Annotated in this window: 16 protein-coding genes, 1 other RNA gene and 1 riboswitch; of the genes, 3 read left to right on the top strand and 14 right to left on the bottom strand. The window is 37.0% G+C overall.

Translation table 11 applies throughout. The features are described 5' to 3' along the window. Positions 1-11: 11 nt before the first annotated feature. Complete coding sequence (locus tag UFO1_RS06835) at positions 12-827, top strand: MetQ/NlpA family ABC transporter substrate-binding protein (protein WP_038669515.1); 816 nt, start codon at positions 12-14, stop codon at positions 825-827. A 129-nt stretch (positions 828-956) separates the two neighbouring features. Here UFO1_RS06835 and UFO1_RS06830 read toward each other — a convergent pair whose 3' ends face one another. Beyond that, positions 957-1,727, bottom strand: a complete 771-nt coding sequence (locus tag UFO1_RS06830) for a histidinol phosphate phosphatase (RefSeq protein WP_038669512.1) — start codon at positions 1,725-1,727, stop codon at positions 957-959. Positions 1,728-2,217: 490 nt separating this feature from the next. Between UFO1_RS06830 and UFO1_RS06825 the strand changes: the two genes are divergently transcribed. After that, complete coding sequence (locus UFO1_RS06825; protein ID WP_038669509.1) at positions 2,218-2,421, top strand: hypothetical protein; 204 nt, start codon at positions 2,218-2,220, stop codon at positions 2,419-2,421. Positions 2,422-2,569: 148 nt separating this feature from the next. Here UFO1_RS06825 and UFO1_RS06820 read toward each other — a convergent pair whose 3' ends face one another. From UFO1_RS06820 to UFO1_RS06790, 7 genes are all read right to left on the bottom strand, one after another. Beyond that, positions 2,570-3,196 (bottom strand): TetR/AcrR family transcriptional regulator, encoded by a 627-nt coding sequence (locus UFO1_RS06820; protein WP_038669506.1) that lies wholly within the window; start codon positions 3,194-3,196, stop codon positions 2,570-2,572. 215 nt (positions 3,197-3,411) lie between these two features. Further along, positions 3,412-3,786, bottom strand: coding sequence for a fluoride efflux transporter CrcB (gene crcB, locus UFO1_RS06815; RefSeq protein ID WP_038669503.1), 375 nt, complete (start codon positions 3,784-3,786; stop codon positions 3,412-3,414). 26 nt (positions 3,787-3,812) lie between these two features. After that, positions 3,813-4,160, bottom strand: a complete 348-nt coding sequence (locus tag UFO1_RS06810) for a DUF190 domain-containing protein (protein WP_038669499.1) — start codon at positions 4,158-4,160, stop codon at positions 3,813-3,815. 169 nt (positions 4,161-4,329) lie between these two features. Continuing rightward, a complete protein-coding gene (cysK, locus tag UFO1_RS06805) occupies positions 4,330-5,268 on the bottom strand; it encodes a cysteine synthase A (RefSeq protein WP_038669495.1) in 939 nt (312 codons plus the stop codon). A gap of 160 nt (positions 5,269-5,428) precedes the next feature. Beyond that, positions 5,429-5,776, bottom strand: coding sequence for a YezD family protein (locus UFO1_RS06800; protein ID WP_038669487.1), 348 nt, complete (start codon positions 5,774-5,776; stop codon positions 5,429-5,431). 13 nt (positions 5,777-5,789) lie between these two features. After that, positions 5,790-6,926, bottom strand: a complete 1,137-nt coding sequence (locus UFO1_RS06795) for a PLP-dependent aspartate aminotransferase family protein (RefSeq protein ID WP_038669484.1) — start codon at positions 6,924-6,926, stop codon at positions 5,790-5,792. 79 nt (positions 6,927-7,005) lie between these two features. Further along, positions 7,006-7,108: riboswitch (SAM riboswitch) on the bottom strand. A gap of 111 nt (positions 7,109-7,219) precedes the next feature. Then, positions 7,220-8,101: a diacylglycerol kinase family protein gene (locus tag UFO1_RS06790; RefSeq protein ID WP_038669481.1), complete on the bottom strand. Its 882-nt coding sequence runs from the start codon at positions 8,099-8,101 to the stop codon at positions 7,220-7,222. A gap of 200 nt (positions 8,102-8,301) precedes the next feature. On the opposite strand from UFO1_RS06790, the gene UFO1_RS06785 reads away from it, so the two are divergent. Next, on the top strand, positions 8,302-8,955 hold the full coding sequence (locus UFO1_RS06785) for a C40 family peptidase (RefSeq protein WP_038669478.1): 654 nt from the start codon (positions 8,302-8,304) through the stop codon (positions 8,953-8,955). A gap of 227 nt (positions 8,956-9,182) precedes the next feature. Here UFO1_RS06785 and ssrS read toward each other — a convergent pair. The 6 genes from ssrS to UFO1_RS06760 all read right to left on the bottom strand — a co-directional run bounded on the left by ssrS (position 9,183) and on the right by UFO1_RS06760 (position 17,639). Beyond that, positions 9,183-9,362, bottom strand: a non-coding RNA gene (gene ssrS / locus UFO1_RS24365) — 6S RNA. 57 nt (positions 9,363-9,419) lie between these two features. Further along, a complete protein-coding gene (locus tag UFO1_RS06780) occupies positions 9,420-10,034 on the bottom strand; it encodes a GNAT family N-acetyltransferase (protein ID WP_038669476.1) in 615 nt (204 codons plus the stop codon). A 495-nt stretch (positions 10,035-10,529) separates the two neighbouring features. Beyond that, positions 10,530-14,072, bottom strand: a complete 3,543-nt coding sequence (gene nifJ, locus UFO1_RS06775) for a pyruvate:ferredoxin (flavodoxin) oxidoreductase (RefSeq protein ID WP_038669473.1) — start codon at positions 14,070-14,072, stop codon at positions 10,530-10,532. A gap of 253 nt (positions 14,073-14,325) precedes the next feature. After that, positions 14,326-14,775: a hypothetical protein gene (locus UFO1_RS06770; RefSeq protein WP_038669470.1), complete on the bottom strand. Its 450-nt coding sequence runs from the start codon at positions 14,773-14,775 to the stop codon at positions 14,326-14,328. 140 nt (positions 14,776-14,915) lie between these two features. Then, positions 14,916-16,355, bottom strand: a complete 1,440-nt coding sequence (locus UFO1_RS06765) for an NAD(P)/FAD-dependent oxidoreductase (RefSeq protein WP_038669467.1) — start codon at positions 16,353-16,355, stop codon at positions 14,916-14,918. A gap of 96 nt (positions 16,356-16,451) precedes the next feature. Beyond that, positions 16,452-17,639, bottom strand: coding sequence for an MFS transporter (locus tag UFO1_RS06760; protein WP_038669465.1), 1,188 nt, complete (start codon positions 17,637-17,639; stop codon positions 16,452-16,454). Positions 17,640-17,654: the final 15 nt, after the last annotated feature.

Raw genomic sequence — 17,654 nt, 5'->3', positions numbered from 1 at the left:
GAGGGAACTTTGTGGGAAAAAGGCTGAAAATCCTCACGACTTTCTTATTACTAGTAGCTACTGCCGCATTACTATCTTGGCACAGTCTACAACATATGAATTCCGTATACAAACCAATAAAGGTGGGAGTTTCAGCTGGCCCTCAATCTGAAATCATGAGCCTAGTGAAAACACTAGTTGCAAAGGACGGCCTCGATGTTCAAATCATTGAGTTTACTGATTATAGTAAACTCAATGATTCTTTGTATCACGGAAAGATTCGTATGAACAGTTTTCAACACCAGCCCTATCTTACTTCTATACAAGAAGATTATAATCATGAACTTACTGCTATTGCAAAAACCCTATTATCCCCTATGGGCATCTACTCAAAAAGAATAAAAAATTTGTCCGATGTACCAAGTGGCGGCAAAGTTGCCATCCCCAAAGATTTAACGAATGGCAGTCGAGCCTTATTACTACTAGAAAAGACAGGCCTTATTACCTGCCGGAATATAGAAAGTTACACAAGAACAGTAAGCGATATTGTCGATAATCCTTTGCATCTTACTTTTCTAGAAATTGATTCAGCGCAAATGAGCACTGTTATTAATAGTGTTGATCTTGCTCTTATTAATGTGAACTATGTTACTATGGCAAACTTAATACCTGTAAAGGACGCACTTGCCTTAGAGGACAATAACTCACCCTATGTTATGTTGTTGGTGGCTCGTACTAAGGATACATATGATAAGGATCTAGAGAAAATCATCAAAGCGTATCACTCGGAAGAAGTTAAGAATTTTGTGAAGGAACGGTATCAAGGTACCCTGATGCCAGTTTGGTAGGTATAGATGACACCGACTTGTGAATATATTAAAAGTCCCCCTAAAGTAGTGTACAAACTGCTACAATAGGGGGACCTTTCTGCTATTTGGTGTTTTTGGGTTTTGTCTCATCAGAAGATGGACTTCATTTTATTTTTGATACTGGGGTTTACCATCTTTAAAGTATACTATATCAAGTTTTGATCGCTCTGCAATCTCAAAGCCTACATCCAAACCCCTGCCAATATCTTTTACATGATGCGCATCGGAGCCAATTGTTACTAAGCGTCCACCTACTTCATAGAAACGTTTGTAGATTGGCATAATGATCTCCACAGCTTCTTTTGTACCCAGCCGCCTAGTATTAATCTCCAACGCTTTTCCCTTTTGGGCAACGATAAGTAAGACCTCATCAATATAATCTTTAAATTCATGATAATACACTTCTGGATCTTTAAAACGAGCATATCTGGCAATGTAATCAATGTGACCTAAACTATGAATACCATCATAACAGGTTACGCATTGTTTCATTGTTTTAAAATAATGTTCATATACATCCTTCTTATTTCTCTCATGATAAAATTCAGCTGCATAAATATCAATATTATCAATGACATGCACTGACCCAATCACGTAATCAAAGGGATATTTTTCTACCAATTTGCAATTTTCCTCTAGGCAATCCGAACGCATCCCTATTTCTATACCTAAAAGGACTTTGTCACTACGAAATGTATTATAATCTGCAAAGTATTTCTCTACATCAAAAATAAATGACATAGGTTCTGGGTAAGCGAAGTCCATATGTTCCGTAATAGTTATACCAATATCTAATTCTCGCCCCCGTGCCACAGCTTCATCCATTTTCATTTTTGAATCGGTGGAAAAACACGTATGCATGTGACTATCAAATAACATCAGTTACCTCCTATCTAGCCCCTCTTCGTCTACTTCCGTATTATAGTTGTTACACAAAAATGCAAAAATTCCTGCTTAATATGCAGTTTATTCCACCTTCCTATTTTTCACTTAATCTAGTAATTCATACATACTACTTGCTTTTTAGTCTTGCTCAACATGTTTTATGTATACATGTAAAACATCCATCGAAATATGTTGAATTTTGTACTTTTTCGTATTATACTTAAGACAAGTTAAGGAATTAAATTCCATCATAAAACCACATCCTGTACTGGGGGTGATTCCATTGAACAATTTAGATATTTTGCCAACGTACAATATAGGAGATGATTCCGTTGAACATTCTAATGGAGTCCACAATTTCATATAAACGAGGCTAAGAAGTGTTATACTTTTTAATCTCTCCTTAAATGTCTAATGCCACTTAATAGTACAATTACTTTAATTGTACAGGAAGAGCCCAATGCTACGGCAGGAGGTTTTCGCAATGGTTAGAGAAACTCTTAGTGACGTCTTTTCCATCTTCTGTATCTGGATAGCCGTTCCCTTAATAGCTGTTAGCTTATTGTACCTCTTAATTAAAAGCGGAAACCTACTGCTGTGGACAATCTTCCCCTTATTAGCAGTTGTGTTTTTCATAAAGAAGCAAATCACCAAGGCTAAGGCACCGCAACACTATAATATTATTTAAAGTAAAAGGCTTGATCTCAATGAGATCAAGCCTTATTTTTATAGATTCAAGCATAACTGAAAAAACTCAAATCTAGATAATATATTCCTTACGTTACTAGTTATTCTTCCGTATATAAAACATAACCATATAGTCACGTTCGATTTTTTTATTGAGAGGCTGCGCCATAAAGAAAAAGATCGGTAATTGTATGAGCTGCTTCGCTAATATCTTCTGTAACGAAACAACGAAATACAAAGGTAACAATAACGCTAAATAAACCATGAGCGGCCCTTGTCGCGTCACAACTGACGCGAATCATGCCCTTTTCCTTTGCTTCTACTAGTACTTTTTCAATCATTCCAATGGTTTCACAAAAACAGGTTTGGTATTTATCAAGTTGTTCTTGACTAAAATTTGACGATCCAGTAACTCCAAATCCCCGTACTTCATGCATCATCACTCGCCATAAGTCAGCATTTTCTACGTAGAACTCCAAAAATGCCTTAATCATGGTTTCAATCTTTTGAAAAGGAGGTTCCGAAGAATTTACGATATCTTCTAAAATAGTCTGAAATGGAGCGCTGCACTCTTTAATCAAGGTATAAAAAAGCTGCTCTTTATTGACAAAGTAGTTATATACAGTCCCCTTCCCCGTGTCAGCTAAAGCAATAATTTCATCAACAGTAGCACGATGATACCCTTTACGAGAAAAAACTACATAAGCTGCCTGCAATATATGCTGACGTTTATTTTGCGAATCATGAGAACCAATTGTATCACGGAAATGCTTCATTTCTGCCTCCAAATCATTTTTATAGACTATTTTTGAGCAATTTCTACCATCTATGTAAATTTTTTAATTATTATAACATTTTTCCTGCGCATTATGGACTACACAGTCATTAAATTACTTAAATAAAGCTCTGCTATATAAAAGCAGAGCTTTATTTAAGTAATTTAATTATACCATTCCAAATCAAACCTGACAATGAGTGCTAATTTTTTTATTTAAAAAAGTCTCGCAGTGCCAATCCCTAGCCAGGTAGCAAAAAATCCTAGAACACAATTTGATAGTATATTATACATTGCCAACGCCAAACTGCCGTCCTCCATTAATTTAAAGGTTTCATAACTAAAGGAAGAGAAGGTCGTTAACCCGCCAACAAACCCAACTGTAACAATCAATCGCCAATAAGGACTTATAATAAACTTTTCTGTTGTTGCTGTCATAAAAGCGCCTATGATAAAACAACCAACAACATTTACTATCAATGTGCCGTAAGGAAATCCTGCACCAAAACGTCCAGCTGCCCAGATAGATACCAAATAACGAGTAGTTGCGCCAATACTTCCCCCAACCGCTACCGCCAACACATTTAACAATTAAATCACCTCACCTATTGTAGCCATTAGTGTTTAGGCGGCTTATTCCCATATTTAATCACTTGAATTTCATCAATAATGACTAAGCCCTCCTGTACCATTTCATCAAGTAATGGCAATAACTTATCCATATATTCTTCGCTGTCTATTATTTCTACCACTATAGGTAAATCACTAGACAGATCTAGAATTTTTGCTGTATGTATACGACTGTTCGCACCATAACCCATTAAGCCACGAACTACAGTAGCCCCTGCCATATCTAATTCTTTTGCTTTTTCCACCAGCGCTTGGTATAGGGGCTTTCCCTTATACCGATCTGTTTCACCAATATAAATTCGCAGCCTTTTAGCCTGACTAGTAATTTTCGGCATTGTATCCCCCCTGATGTTAATGAGCCTTTTTTCTATTATAAAACAAAATCTTCTATGTTGCATTCTTATCTTTATTTTTGCTAAAAAATAAAAGAGTGTCACAGCGCTCAGTGTGACACTCTTACCTATCTCTTATTTATACTAATAGCACCTAAAGTCTGACCTCTTCTTATAGATCTTGCTGAAAGAGAGCCGTGGACAAATAACGTTCTCCTGAATCAGGTAACAATACGACAATATTTTTCCCTTTATTTTCAGGTCGGTTTGCAAGCTGAATCGCAGCAAAGGTAGCAGCACCGCTTGAAATACCTACGAGCAATCCTTCTGATTTAGCTAATTCTCGAGCTGCTGTGAATGCATCTTCATTGTGCACGCCAAAAATTTCATCTACAACGTCTAAGTTAATTACTGAAGGTATAAATCCGGCTCCTATTCCCTGAATCTTATGAGGGCCAGGTTTTCCACCGGATAACACAGGTGAATCAAATGGTTCTACCGCAACAATCTTAATATTAGGATTTCGTTTTTTTAATACTTCCGCTACTCCTGTAATGGTACCGCCAGTACCTACACCAGCAACGAAGATATCCACTTGTCCGTCTGTATCTCTCCAGATTTCTTCAGCCGTTGTTTGCCTGTGTATTTCGGGATTAGCAGGATTATTAAACTGTTGTAAGATAATTGAATTACTATTTTCGGCAACCAATTGTTCAGCCTTGCCAATAGCCCCTTTCATACCCTCTACACCTGGTGTTAATACTAATTCAGCGCCCAAGGCCTTCAATAGATTACGTCTTTCTATACTCATAGTATCAGGCATGCATAAAACCAATTTGTAGCCTTTTGCGGCCGCGACAAAGGCTAAAGCGATACCTGTATTACCACTGGTAGGTTCAATAATCGTAGTATCTTTATTAATGAGTCCTTGTTTTTCAGCCTCCGCGATCATAGCATAACCAATACGATCTTTTACACTGCTCAATGGATTAAAATATTCTAATTTAGCAATTACTTTTGCCCCTATTGCCTTTTCCTTGTTATAGTTAGTAAGTTCTAACAGCGGTGTATTACCGATGAGATCCGTCAACTGTTTTGCAATCTTAGCCATAGTAAATTACCTCCAAAAATTTGATTAACTCGCAAACCAAAAAGAAAAGGCTAAGGAAGTCCCCTAACAGGAACTCCTTAGCCTTCAGTTTTCTGATCAGCTCGCTCAATATTTCATTAAATACAAATTAACACAAATAACAAACTTTGTCAATCTTTTTTTAAATACCATCGCCATAAACGCCTTCCACTTCAGGGAAACGACGCTTTTCTGTTTTCTCAACCTGAACTGCTTTACCATCCTTTATTTTTATAACCAACTGCCCATATTTTAAAGAAGATAGTTCTCCTAATATCTTATTGCGAAGAACGCTGGTTTCCTCTATACTTTTTTTCTCATTTCCAGTTTGGGATTTTTTCTGATTTGAAATAATAATTTTTTCAGTACGTTCTATCTGAATAATGTGTCCATCTTGCACTACTAAAACGATTTCACCAAAATTTATGTTTTGGATACTCTCATCAATGACTGCAAGTGCTTTTGCAGAAAATGAACTTTTTTCCTTCATCTTGACTTCTCCTTTATTCCGAAAGTGCCTGTTCTAAATCAGTGATAATATCTTGAGCATCTTCAATACCTACCGATAAACGTAGTAAACAGTCTGATATTCCTAGTCGCTCACGAACATCAATAGGCACATCCGCATGAGTCTGCACCGCAGGTAATGTAATAAGGGATTCTACCCCGCCTAGACTCTCAGCAAATCGAATTAATTTAACCTTTCGCAATACTTGCGCTGCCAATTGGGAATTATCAACAACAAAGGACAGCATGCCTCCATAACCCGAGGACTGGCTATCATGTATTTCCTTCCCTGGATGCTCCATTAAACCTGGATAATATACCTTTACCACTTTGGGATGCTTTTTTAGCCATTCGGCAATAATTTGGGAATTTTCATTATGCTTTTCCATACGCAATGCTAATGTTTTTATACTACGGATTAATAGCCAACTATCACTCGGTCCAAGAACTCCGCCTGTTGAATTTTGTACGTAACGTATACGGGCGCCTAACTCAGCCTCCCGGACAACAACCAATCCACAGACTAAATCATTATGACCTGATAAATATTTACTACCACTGTGAATCACTACATCGGCTCCTAATTCTAGTGGACGTTGAAAATAAGGCGTCAAGAAGGTATTGTCAACGATTGTATGAATGTTCTTTTCTTGAGCTAGCGCAACAATAGCACGTATATCAACAATCTTCATTAATGGGTTGGTAGGTGTTTCTACCAAAATAGCCTTCGTTAGAGGTGTAATCGCCTGCGCTACCTCTTCTTTACTACTGCCGTCTACAAAACTTACCGTTAACCCAAAATTACTGAATATCTTATCGATTACTCTATAAGTACCGCCATAACAATCTTCTACTACAACTAAATGATCTCCTGACTTATAAATCATTAGTATCGCCGTAATCGCAGCCATGCCTGAAGAAAAGGCTAATCCTACTGCACCACCTTCTAATGTAGCAATTCCCTCTTCTAATACTTTTCTTGTAGGATTTTGGCTACGGGTATAATCAAAACCAGTACTCTCACCAAGAGCCGGGTGTCGAAAGGTAGCGGATTGATAGATAGGTGTGCTTAGCGCTCCTGTTTTTGTATCCGTACAGACACCAATGTGTACAATCTTAGAGTCTAATTTCATAATATCCTCCTATTTTATGTTTTTAAATAAAATAAACCTCTTTCCGAGGAAAGAGGTTTATGCAATGAAAAACGTCTTCCTCTTATCTTTCAGGATAATTATCCTGCTGGAATTAGCACCACTGCATTACTGCCGGTTGCTGGGTGTCATAGGGCCAGTCCCTCGACCACTCTCGATAAGAGCTTATTTATTTTTTTGATAATACCATATATAAATGATTACTGTCAATACTTATCTAATTTTTTTAAAGGTGGTATCGTAGCCAGGATCATTTAATAAGTAGAAAACTACACTTACATACTAAAAACTTTGATTTTTCCTGGAACAACCCGAATATCAAGGGGAAGTTTAGGACCTAACTCTCCGTCCAAATCACTATCTACCTCTTCTGTACATTCGATGTAAATATGTTCTGCTTGTATACAAGTAACATATTTACTATTACAGTGTATGCCTTTTAAAAAGCTGATAAATAAGCCCATTAATTCTGGTAGATTACATTTTTTCACAATGAATAAATCAAGTTTACCATCATCAATCTTAGCGTCTGGTACTAGATTAGGGAATCCCCCTACATTGCCGCTATTCATAACAAGAAACAAAAATATGTCATCCTCTATGACTTGGCCATCAGCAATAAATCGCATTTTTAAAGCTCGAAAATTAGGCAGCTCTCCAAGGCCTTTTAAATAATAGGCTATTTTTCCCAGTGTATTTTTTAGCATGCTATCGGCACTATGGGCTACTGATGTCAGCAGTCCAGCACTAGCAACATTAAAAAAGTATTTATTATTTACCTTTCCTACATCAAAGGTTTTGCTTTTTCCTGCTGTAATCACTTCTACACAAGCTTCAATATTTTTGTCTAGTTGTAGATAAGCCGCAAAATCATTTGATGTACCACTAGGAATAATGCCTAATGGCAAATCAATTTCTCCTTCAAGCATGCTATTTATCACTTCATGGATAGTTCCATCACCACCCGATACAATAATGCCATCTACAGCTATTTCCCGAGATAACATAACGAAACTCTTAGTCTCTTGTTCATTACTAACTCGCAGTGGAATGATGATACATCCCTTTTTTTGAAAACATTCAATCACATGATCCAATTTAAATTTAAAACTTGCATCTCCTGATACTGGGTTATACACAAGAATAAACTTTCGCAAGCACAGATCCCTCCTTGGTGCAATAGCAATGATACACGTACCTTCCTATCTATAATCTATTGTATTTCATTCTAAGTATAAAAGTCTAGCAATTTATCTAGGATAATTGTAGATATTACCTGTTTACATAATATAAATTTTTCAGTATTATTATTCTGTTAGTAATTCTAGTCATCACTCTACAAATAGGAGGTTATTATATGAATAAATATCGTAAGCCAATTATACTTCTTACCCTTCTTACTTTCTCTTTCACTTTAATTATGCCAATACCTGCGGCAATGGCGGCTTCGCCTTTGGATACATTATCCCAAACTATGTCCTCAGACAATAATAAATCATCTTCCTTTAATTTCTTAAATGTATTGATTGGTATGTTATTAGGAAATTTATTAGGGAAAAGCAATCCACTCCAAAATCCAGCCGTTAATATCACGCCTTTAGCACCATCTAATGATGGTAAGTCACTTACTAATACAGAAAAAGGTAATGCTATCATCGCAACTGCCAAAACCTATTTGGGCGTCCCTTATGTCTTTGGAGGAGAATCACCTGTTACCGGCCTTGACTGTTCAAGTTTTACCCAACTTGTTATGAAAGAAAATGGTATTACTCTTCCTCGGACTGCAGCTGAGCAATATGAAATAGGTACTCCTGTAGACAAAGCAAATCTACAAGTTGGCGATTTAGTTTTTTTCACCACGTATAAACCTGGCGCATCTCATGTTGGTTTCTATATGGGTAATCAACAATTTATTCATGATAGTTCCGTTGCAAAACAAGTAACAATTAGTTCTTTGAGTGACGCTTACTACACGGAACATTATATTGGAGCTCGTCGTTACATTAAGTAAAGAAAATAAATCCTTTTCTTTGAAACCAGCACTTACAGTGCTGGTTTTTCCTTTAACTCGATACTCTTGACTATGCCGTAAATAAGAAAAGACTTGGCTTAGGCCAAGTCCTCAGACGCAGGCAGAAGCCTTAGTCGTTCTTACTTGGAATCAAGGAAGTGTTATACTTTCTGATTCCGCAAAAAAGCACAGGCTCGCAACCTATGCTCTTAAATACTTATAAAGATAGTACATCCATTTTATCGTTTTCCTGCTATGTTCAAACCCCGCTATCCAGCAGGTGGGTGCTTTAAAAATCATGTTTTTATCGTCCTCTCCTAGGAGGCGTGATAGCTGCATAATCGTAAGCTCCCAAATTCGATGAGTCGGTTGAACATAGCTAAGAGTAACGTGTACCCTAGAAATACTATCGTTTTACAATTCGTATAATATCACAGAATTATCAGAAAATCAAGCCATGATGCTTAACTTTCAATATGGGAGACGTTGTCACTCAGGTTGCTAACCAGTAGATAGATTCCACCTTTATGAGGAATTAATCTATGTTCTTGCACATCGATATGTTTTACAATTTCAAATTGATTGCGTTCATAGGTTCGTCTTGCTACTGCATTATCAGCCATCACCATTAAACTTAGTCGGTTATATCCATTCGCTTTTGCCCTTCGCTTTGTCAATTCAATTAATTTACTCCCAATACCTGTACCACGATATGCACTATCTACATAAATGGAATCTAAAAACCAGCTATCTTCAACTCGCGAATTATAGAAGTCTTTTAAAAAGTTGAGCCGGTCACTAGGAAAGAAACTTCTAGTATTATCTGTAATGCCATGAAATTGGGCTGAATAAGAATAAACAATGCCTACAATATTCCCTTGATGCTCTGCAACAATTGCATTTTCATAAGAATCAGTTCCCTGTTTTTCTTGTATCGATCTTGCCATTACTTGGGTCGGTGTATATTGATCTAGCAAATCATGAAACAAAAATTCCACAATTCCACCTGATGCACGATCGATTCCTTCAGCAATTTTGAGACTATCTTCTTCTCTTCCAGTACGGTATATAATATCCATAATTATATAACCTCCTCAATCTAAAAAGTAGTATTCTATGCTTCTATCACTAAAATTAAAAATAGAAGCGTAATTTCAATCTAGTATTGGATATAATTATACAATATTTCTTTCGATCTGTTACACTTTTTTTAATACAAAAAGTATCTGCACTTCGTGCCCCAAATATACCGAAGTACTATTGGTGTAGTATGCCCTGCAACTATATCTAGCAATTGAAATATAAGAAAAGACTTGGCTTGTGCCAAGTCCTCGGACGCAGGCAGAAGCCTTAGTCGTTCTTACTTGGAATCAAGAAAGTGTTATACTTTCTGATTCCGTAAGAAAAGACTTGGCTTGTGCCAAGTCCTCGGACGTAGGCAGAAGTCTTAGTCGTTCTTACTTGGAATCAAGAAAGTGTTATACTTTCTGATTCCGTAACAAAGAGGCATTTGACGACTCGGCGTAGCGAGCTATCAAATGCCTCTTATATTCGAAGGAGTTACTTTTTATTTCTTATGATTGAGCAAGTCTTTTATACGTTGCCAATCTTTCTTTAGCGTCTTTTTCTGTTTTCGCAAATAATGCTTCAGCTGTTTCTGGGTATTGTTTCTTAAGGGATGCAAATCTTACTTCGCCCATCAAGAATTCTTGGAAATTAGCTGTTGGTTCTTTGGAGTCCAGAATGAACGGGTTCTTGTCTTGATCTTTCAATGCTGGGTTATATCTGTACATGCCCCAATATCCGCATTCTACAGCATTTTTAATTTCAAGTTGGCTAAAGCCCATGCCTTTTCTTAAACCATGGCTGATACAAGGAGCATAAGCAATTACAAGGGATGGACCTGGATATGCTTCTGCTTCAGCAATTGCCTTTAATGTCTGATTCTTATCAGCACCCATTGCAATTTGTGCTACATACACATAACCATAGCTCATAGCCATCATACCAAGATCTTTCTTCTTCGTCATTTTACCGCTAGCAGCAAATTGAGCAATCGCTGCAGCAGGAGTGGATTTAGAAGCTTGACCGCCAGTATTCGAATAGATTTCAGTATCAAGTACTAACACATTTACATCTTCACCAGATGCTAATACGTGATCTAAACCGCCGTAGCCGATATCATAAGCCCAGCCGTCGCCACCAAAGATCCATTGTGATCTCTTAACCAAGAAATCTTTGTTTTTATCAATTTCGTTCAATATTGCATTGTCGCCTTTTTCTGCAGCAACAAGGGCAGTCACACGATCTGCTCTCAAACGACTTGCTTCACCACTATCCTTATGCTCTAACCAATCTGCCAAAGCAGCTTTTAGCTCAGCACTAACGTTGAGTTCCATAGCTTCTTTCACTGTAGCAGCTAATTTCTCTCTTAACGCTTTTACGCCTAAATGCATACCAAGACCAAATTCAGCATTATCTTCGAATAGGGAGTTAGCCCAAGCTGGACCATGTCCTTCATGATTTGTTGTATAAGGTATAGATGGAGCACTTCCGCCCCAGATAGACGTACAACCAGTGGCGTTAGCAACCATCATTCTATCACCGAACAATTGGGTAACAAGTTTAACGTAAGGAGTCTCACCACAACCTGCACAAGCACCAGAAAATTCTAATAAAGGCTGCTCGAATTGGCTTCCCTTAACAGTATTCTTATTCATAGGATTTTCTTTTGTTGAAACATTGTCTAGATAATCCCACAATGGTACTTCACTCATTTGGGTATCAAGAGGTTTCATGATTAATGCTTTTTCTTTTGCAGGGCAAACTTCAGCACAGTTACCACAACCAGTACAATCAAGAGGGGAAATTGCTAATCTAAACTGCAATTCTTTAGCGCCGACCGCTGCTTTTGCTGTAAACCCTTCAGGAGCATTTTTCATTTCTTCTTCATTCACTAGAATAGGTCTGATTACAGCATGTGGACATACAAATGCGCACTGATTACATTGGATACATTTATCCATTTGCCATTCAGGAACATTAATCGCAATACCACGTTTTTCATAAGCAGATGTCCCTAGTGGGAATGTACCGTCTTCCATGCTACCAACGAAAGCACTAACTGGTAATGAATCGCCTTCTTGTCTATTCATTGGTACAAGAATTTTTTCAATAAATTCAGGTGTTTCTTTTTTAGTTGCAGAACTGCAAGCACATGCAAACAGTGCTGCATCTTTTTTGCTATCAGTAGCATTCTTCCAGCTTTCTGGAATTGTTACCTTCACAATTGATTCTACGCCTTTATCAATTGCAGCATTGTTCATATCAATTACTTTTTGACCTTTATTACCATAAGAACCTACAACTGCATCTTTTAAATACTTAATTGCATCTTCGACTGGAATAATATTTGCAATTTTAAAGAATGCAGACTGCATGATCATGTTAATTCTGCCGCCCAAACCAATTTCTTGCGCAATTTTAACTGCGTTCAATGTATAGAAATTGATGTTGTTTACAGCAATATAACGTTTCATGAAACCTGGTAATTTTTCTTCTAACTCGTCTTGGTCCCAAATACAATTTAATAAGAAATTGCCATTTGGTTTTAATCCAGCCAATACGTCATATTTATCTACATATGATTGGTTATGACAAGCTACAAAATCAGCTTTGTTAATCAAATAAGGAGACTTAATTGGTTTTTTACCAAATCTAAGGTGAGATACTGTGATACCACCTGATTTTTTAGAATCATAAGCGAAATATGCTTGTGCATACATGTCTGTTTTATCACCGATGATTTTAATCGCACTCTTGTTAGCACCAACAGTACCATCAGAACCAAGACCCCAGAACTTACAAGCTTTTGTACCTTCAGGAGTAGTATCAACATCTGCAGTAGTTGGTAGAGATTTGAAAGTTACATCATCAACAATACCGAAAGTAAAGCCATCTTTAGGTTCATTTGCTTTTAGGTTTTCGTAAACAGCAACGATATGAGCTGGTACTACATCCTTAGAACCTAAACCGTATCTACCGCCGACAATTACAGGGCGTGATTCACGATTGTAGAAAGCAGTTTTTACATCAAGGTATAATGGTTCAGCTAAAGAACCAGGTTCTTTGGTTCTATCAAGAACAGCAATTTTCTTAACAGTTTCAGGAATATATTTGAAGAAATGTTCGATAGAGAATGGTCTGTATAAGTGAACATTCAACAAACCAACTTTTTCACCATTTGCATTCAAATAATCTACAGTTTCTTCAATTGCTTCACATGCGGAACCCATAGCAATAATCATTCTGTCTGCGTCTGGCGCACCATAGTAGTTGAAAAGGTGATAATTTCTGCCTGTAATTTTATTAATTTCAGCCATGTAGTTTTCAACAATTTCTGGTAAAGCATCATAATATTTATTAGAAACTTCTCTTTCTTGGAAATAAATATCAGGATTTTGTGCCGTACCGCGAAGAACTGGATGATCAGGATTCAATGCATTTCTTCTGAAAGAATCAACATCATTCTGATCTAAGAGTTTTGCTAATTCATCATATTCGATGGTTTCGATCTTTTGAATTTCATGGGATGTTCTAAAGCCATCAAAGAAATTGATGAAAGGAACTTTTCCTTTTAATGCTGATAAATGAGCTACAGCGCTTAAATCCATAACTTCTTGTACACTACTTTCAGCAAGTAAAGCACAGCCAGTTTGTCTAGCAGCCATAACATCTTGATGATCACCAAATATATTGAGAGCATTTGTAGCCAATGCTCTAGCACTAACATGGAAAACAGCTGGCAACAACTCTCCAGCTACCTTATACATGTTAGGAATCATTAGCAAAAGACCTTGTGATGCCGTATATGTGGTAGTTAACGCACCTGCCTGCAAAGAACCATGCACTGCACCAGCTGCACCAGCCTCTGACTGCATTTCCATAACTTTTACAGTTTGGCCAAAAAGATTTTTCTTACCCTGAGCTGACCATTCATCAACGGCTTCTGCCATAGGTGAGGATGGTGTAATTGGAAAGATTGCCGCCACGTCTGTAAAGGCATAAGAAATATACGCTGCTGCAGTATTCCCATCCATCGTCTTCATTTTTCTCATAAGTATCTCCTTCTTTCTCTTTATGTTACTAAATGCGACAAGTAAAATGTATACAATATTCATGAATTATAATATTGTTTTACACCAGTTTTACTTCACCACAATTTTATACTCAGATTACATTCGACATGAATTTTAAAAATCCTATATACCAATAAAAAATATTTTATTTTTTTTAATAATATTATTGACATTTACTAAATTTTCTGATAACCAGAAAATATAGTTATATTCTTTCTGGTTATCGTCTTTATTACTTGGACATAATTTTAATGTTTTTTAAACCATTCTCACCGAATTCTTCATCGTATTTTTTATGAAAAACCATCTCTTTTTCAAATCGGTCATTAATCGGCATTTGTAGAATATTCATTTCACCATAGGTATCTATAAAATCTCGTCTTGCTAATCTTTCAATTAACTCCTCCCAAAAAGTAGCATTTTCATACTTTTCAAGATGTTTTACAATGTTAGAATTTGTTGTAAACTCCTTATTAAGATAGATCTCACCTGTTTTATCATTTTTTTCTATGAGATTTTCCATACCAAATTCGTTCGCTGCTGCCATTATTTTTTGTCCTAGTTCTTGGTAAGCACTTGTTTCGTCACCTTTTTCTTCTGAATGAGCATGTAACATCCAATCCGCTGCGTAAAGCAGATCTAATAAAGTTTGATATTCTTTCTTGGTAAAATTAATTTTCATATTGTTCTCCTTTTTTAATACCACGTACAAAATTTCAATTTACAAGTGGCATTTTTATGTTACTGTATTTACCAACACATTCAATTAATAATTAATAGCCTTGACATGAAAAGTGTCAAGGCTATTAATTATAGATAAGCCTAGAACTTTGTATAGTCTCCACGTTTTACTCTTTGAGGTAAACCTGGTGAGTCTTTTCCTCTTTGCGTTACTTCTTCTATTGGGATCATAAGCTCCCGAGCAATAATTTCTTTTACCCGTGAACGACAAAATGCACCTTGGCATCTGCCCATACCAGCGCGGGTACGTCTTTTTATGGCATCTATGGATTTTATGGGCAGGTCTCTATGTAAGGCATCAACAATTTCAGCTTCTGTTACTTGCTCACACCTACAAATGATATGTTCATCAGGATTTGCAGCATTTATATCACCTTTGAATGCTTCCTCTTTCACTTTGATAATGGGCTTACGATTTGGCTCAAAATCAGGTTTAGTTATAAAATTTAAACCAGCACTCTTAAGTATTTCAATGACTTTTAAAGCGATTGCTGGGGAAGCAGTTAGTCCTGGAGAATCAATACCAACTAAATTTATAAAGCGCCCTACACGACTTTCCTCAATCACCCAGTCTTTTTTGTTGGAAACAGGCCTATTACCAGCAAACGATGTGATTGCTTTTTTCATATTAAAAGCAGGTACTGATAATCTTGCTGTTTTTACGATATACTCTAGTGCCTCTTCTGTTGTACTTACATCCTCTTTATCATCAATTTCTTCTGCATTAGGACCTACCATTAGGTTTCCGTGATATGTAGTGGTAACAAGAATGCCCTTGCCTAATTCGGTAGGAACTTGAAAGATAACGGAACTAGCTAAATAGTTTTCTTCTTTATCAAGCAGAACATATTGACCTCTCCGAGGTGTAATTTTAAAATCATCGATTCCTACCATGCTTGCTATTTTATCGCTGTATACACCCGCTGCATTAATTACATAACTTGCCTGTATTTTTCCCTTATTGGTGGACACGATAAAATAGTCGTCTCTTTTTTCTATACCAGTGACTTCTGTATTTAATTTTAATTCTACCCCATTGGTTACTGCATTTTCCACTAAGGCTACCACAAACTCGTAAGGAGAAGTTACCCCTGCATTGGCGCAATAAAGTGCCGCTTTTACATCTTTACTTACATAAGGTTCCATCTCTCTAACCTTATCGCCATCTATGATAGAAAGTCCTCCAACTCCATTTTGGATGCCATATTGATACAGCTTTTCTAATGTTTTCGTATCCTCATCACGAAAACCTAATACCATGGATCCAGTTTCTCTATAACCAAAATGTAGCTCTTTATTTAATTGGTCGTACATTCTATTTCCCTTGACACATAACTCAGCCTTTACTGTGCCTGGTTCATCAGAATATCCACCATGAACAATACCACTATTTGCTTTGGATGCTCCGCAGCTTACATCTTCTTCTTTTTCTAAAAGACATACACGCACCTTATATTTTGCTAATTCTCGTGCTATATTAGCACCTACGGTACCAGCACCAATAATACAAATATCGTACATATAAATCCTCCTCATCTATTTATCCTATATCTTATTATACATGAATACTGATTTGCATTTCTATAGGACCTGCTTGCCGATAACACAATAAATTAACTACTTGCTAACTTGCACTACCAAGCTTACTGTTTCCTCCTCTGGTTCTTCTACAAATAAGGTCAAAACAAACCCAACAACAGGCAAGCAAGCTAAGATTGTAAATATTACCGGCATTCCCCAAATATCAGCCACCTTGCCTAAGGCTAATACGCCCATAGCACCTAAACCAACACTTAAACCAATGGTTAACCCTGAAGCCATTCCTACATTATTAGGCATCATCTTTTGTGCTAATACCAAGCTACTAGTAAAAGTTGCTGATAATAATATACTTGCGCATGATAGTACTACAAATGCTCCAACATCTCCGACAATGGGGAACAAATATAATAATATAGAAATGGGTAAAATAGAGTATAGCATAACACGTTTACTGCCAAACCGATCACTCATCGCACCACCAAATAGTGTTCCAAGAGCACTAGTCGCCAAATATACGGTTAATAGCGAGCTAGCATACATCTCACTACCATGAAGGTACGATACATAATATAGGGGAACAAAGGTGCTAATGCCTGCCGCTACTGTTGATCTTGATAACACCATCCCTAATAGAGATAATAAGGGCCAATTAATGGAAGCTCTTAAAGTTTTCAAGCTACCAACCTGTTTGACTTCTGGTCTTGGTAAATTTCGAGTCATTTGTATTAGTGGAATTCCTAGTAAAGCATAAGGGAGAATATAAAATAAAACTCCTGTACTAACATTACTATATAATAAGGTAGCTAACAGTAATGATCCTATAGCAAAACCTCCATTACCGCCCACCGCAAATAAACTGACGCCTTTGCCTTTTGCTTTGCCACTCAGGCGATTGGCTGTTTTGGCTGCCTCAGGATGAAACGCTGCCATACCAAGGCCCGTAATTGCCGTAAACAGCAATGTTAAATAGTAGTGCGGTGCTAGCAAAGACGCTACCATAGCTACCCCTGAAAGTAAACATCCTACTGGCATAAGCCAAGGGCGAGGACTGCGATCACTAAAATATCCAAATAAAGGCTGACTAACAGACGACGTAAAATTTTGCATAAGAGCAATCGCACTAACCTCTGCATAACTCAACGCGAATTTAGCTTTTAAAAACGGCAATGCCACTAACAAGGCACCTGCAGACAAATCAGTAACGCCATGAGCCAAAACAACAATCCATAAGGCTTTTGGCATTTTCTTAACAATATTAAACAACTTGCTTCCTCCTAA

The sequence above is a fragment of the Pelosinus sp. UFO1 genome (genome assembly GCF_000725345.1).
In the GTDB taxonomy this organism is placed as follows: Bacteria; Bacillota; Negativicutes; order DSM-13327; family DSM-13327; genus Pelosinus.
The sequence above is the reverse complement of the archived record's forward strand: the minus strand, read 5'-3'. Positions and strand labels throughout refer to the sequence as shown.

Excerpts from the sequence above, each read along its gene's own strand:
- UFO1_RS06830 (WP_038669512.1), bottom strand. The coding sequence starts at position 1,727 with ATGTTATTTGATAGTCACATGCATACGTGTTTTTCCACCGATTCAAAA.
- UFO1_RS06825 (WP_038669509.1), top strand. The coding sequence starts at position 2,218 with ATGGTTAGAGAAACTCTTAGTGACGTCTTTTCCATCTTCTGTATCTGG.
- UFO1_RS06820 (WP_038669506.1), bottom strand. The coding sequence starts at position 3,196 with ATGAAGCATTTCCGTGATACAATTGGTTCTCATGATTCGCAAAATAAA.
- UFO1_RS06810 (WP_038669499.1), bottom strand. The coding sequence starts at position 4,160 with ATGCCGAAAATTACTAGTCAGGCTAAAAGGCTGCGAATTTATATTGGT.
- cysK (WP_038669495.1), bottom strand. The coding sequence starts at position 5,268 with ATGGCTAAGATTGCAAAACAGTTGACGGATCTCATCGGTAATACACCG.
- UFO1_RS06800 (WP_038669487.1), bottom strand. The coding sequence starts at position 5,776 with ATGAAGGAAAAAAGTTCATTTTCTGCAAAAGCACTTGCAGTCATTGAT.
- UFO1_RS06795 (WP_038669484.1), bottom strand. The coding sequence starts at position 6,926 with ATGAAATTAGACTCTAAGATTGTACACATTGGTGTCTGTACGGATACA.
- UFO1_RS06785 (WP_038669478.1), top strand. The coding sequence starts at position 8,302 with ATGAATAAATATCGTAAGCCAATTATACTTCTTACCCTTCTTACTTTC.
- UFO1_RS06780 (WP_038669476.1), bottom strand. The coding sequence starts at position 10,034 with ATGGATATTATATACCGTACTGGAAGAGAAGAAGATAGTCTCAAAATT.
- nifJ (WP_038669473.1), bottom strand. The coding sequence starts at position 14,072 with ATGAGAAAAATGAAGACGATGGATGGGAATACTGCAGCAGCGTATATT.
- UFO1_RS06770 (WP_038669470.1), bottom strand. The coding sequence starts at position 14,775 with ATGAAAATTAATTTTACCAAGAAAGAATATCAAACTTTATTAGATCTG.
- UFO1_RS06765 (WP_038669467.1), bottom strand. The coding sequence starts at position 16,355 with ATGTACGATATTTGTATTATTGGTGCTGGTACCGTAGGTGCTAATATA.